The organism is Delftia sp. WSY_22 (genome assembly GCF_043104185.1).
In the GTDB taxonomy this organism is placed as follows: Bacteria; Pseudomonadota; Gammaproteobacteria; order Burkholderiales; family Burkholderiaceae_C; genus Comamonas; species Comamonas tsuruhatensis.
In genome coordinates this window covers 1-1,176 of sequence record NZ_JBICKN010000009.1, presented here as the reverse complement: position 1 = coordinate 1,176, position 1,176 = coordinate 1, and the positions used below count along the sequence as shown (strand labels likewise).

Here is a 1,176-nt window from a genome sequence, read left to right as displayed (position 1 = left end):
CATCAAACATTTCAGCAGGTGTTCTGAACCCCAGCGTCTTCCTGGGACGCTGGTTCAACTGCCTTGCAATCGCATCCAAGCTCTCCTGTGAGTAGCCCGACAGATCCAGGCCTTTGGGAAGGTACTGCCTGAGTAACCCGTTCGTGTTCTCGTTGGTGCCCCGTTGCCATGGATGGTGCGGGTCGCAGAAGTAGACCTGGATGTCGGTCGCCAACGTGAAGCGCTTGTGCCCCGCCATTTCCGAGCTGCGATCCCAGGTCAAGGAGCGGTAGAGCTCATGCGGCAGGCTCCTGGCATGTCTGGCTAGGGCCGCAGCCACGGTGTACGAGTCTTTGTCCACCAGCTTGACCAGCATCACATAGCGCGTGTGTCGCTCCACCAAGGTCGCGATCTGGCTATGAGCATCGCCGAACAGCAAGTCTCCTTCCCAATGCCCTGGCACGGCTCGATCTTCTATACAGGCCGGACGTTCGCTGATGGGGACGGCACCGACGATTCGGCCATGGATACTGGTCTTTTGCGTGTAGTGCCGTGAACGACGCATGCCTCTGGTGCGCCGCAAATGCTCCAGAAGCTCCTTCTTCAAAGCGCCCCGCGTCTGGACAAAGAGCGTGCGATAGATGGCTTCGTGGGACACCTGCATGCTCCTTTGCTCTGGGTAGGTCCGTTTGAGCCAACCGGCGATCTGCTCAGGCGACCATCGATGCTGCAGTTTGCCAGCCACGATCTGCGCCAGGGCTGGATTGCTCGCCAGCTTGCAAGGCTTGGGGCGGTGCGCACGCTCCCAGGCTGCTTCATCGGCGCGCGCAGCCCTGTAGCAACTCTTGCCACCGTTGCGGTGAAGCTCACGGCTGACAGTGGATGCAGCTCGCCCCAAGCGCGCGGCAACGCAGTGGATGGATTCGCCCGCAGCCAATGCCCGCGAGATCTCCTCGCGCTCAGCGAGAGTCAGTGCCAATCGTGATCGATGGCGCGCTGGCGGGCGGATTCCGCCGGTTGCGGCCAGGATGTTCTGAATGGAGGTATGTGGCCGATCGAACAGCTTGCCGATCTGGTGCAGGGTATCGCCCTTGCTCCAGCGATCCCACATCATCGCCTTCTGTGCTTCGGTGTAGTAGATCCGAGGTCGTTGCTTCATGGCCAGCACTCCTTGCGCCAGGTGCAGTCATTGTGTTG

Annotated in this window: 1 protein-coding gene; it reads right to left on the bottom strand. The window is 60.6% G+C overall.

The window, feature by feature from the left end; all coding sequences use genetic code 11:
* A partial coding sequence (locus tag ACF8NF_RS08110; protein ID WP_392450409.1) for an IS30 family transposase occupies window positions 1–1,138 on the bottom strand: 1,138 nt, incomplete at its 3' end.
* Window positions 1,139–1,176: the final 38 nt, after the last annotated feature.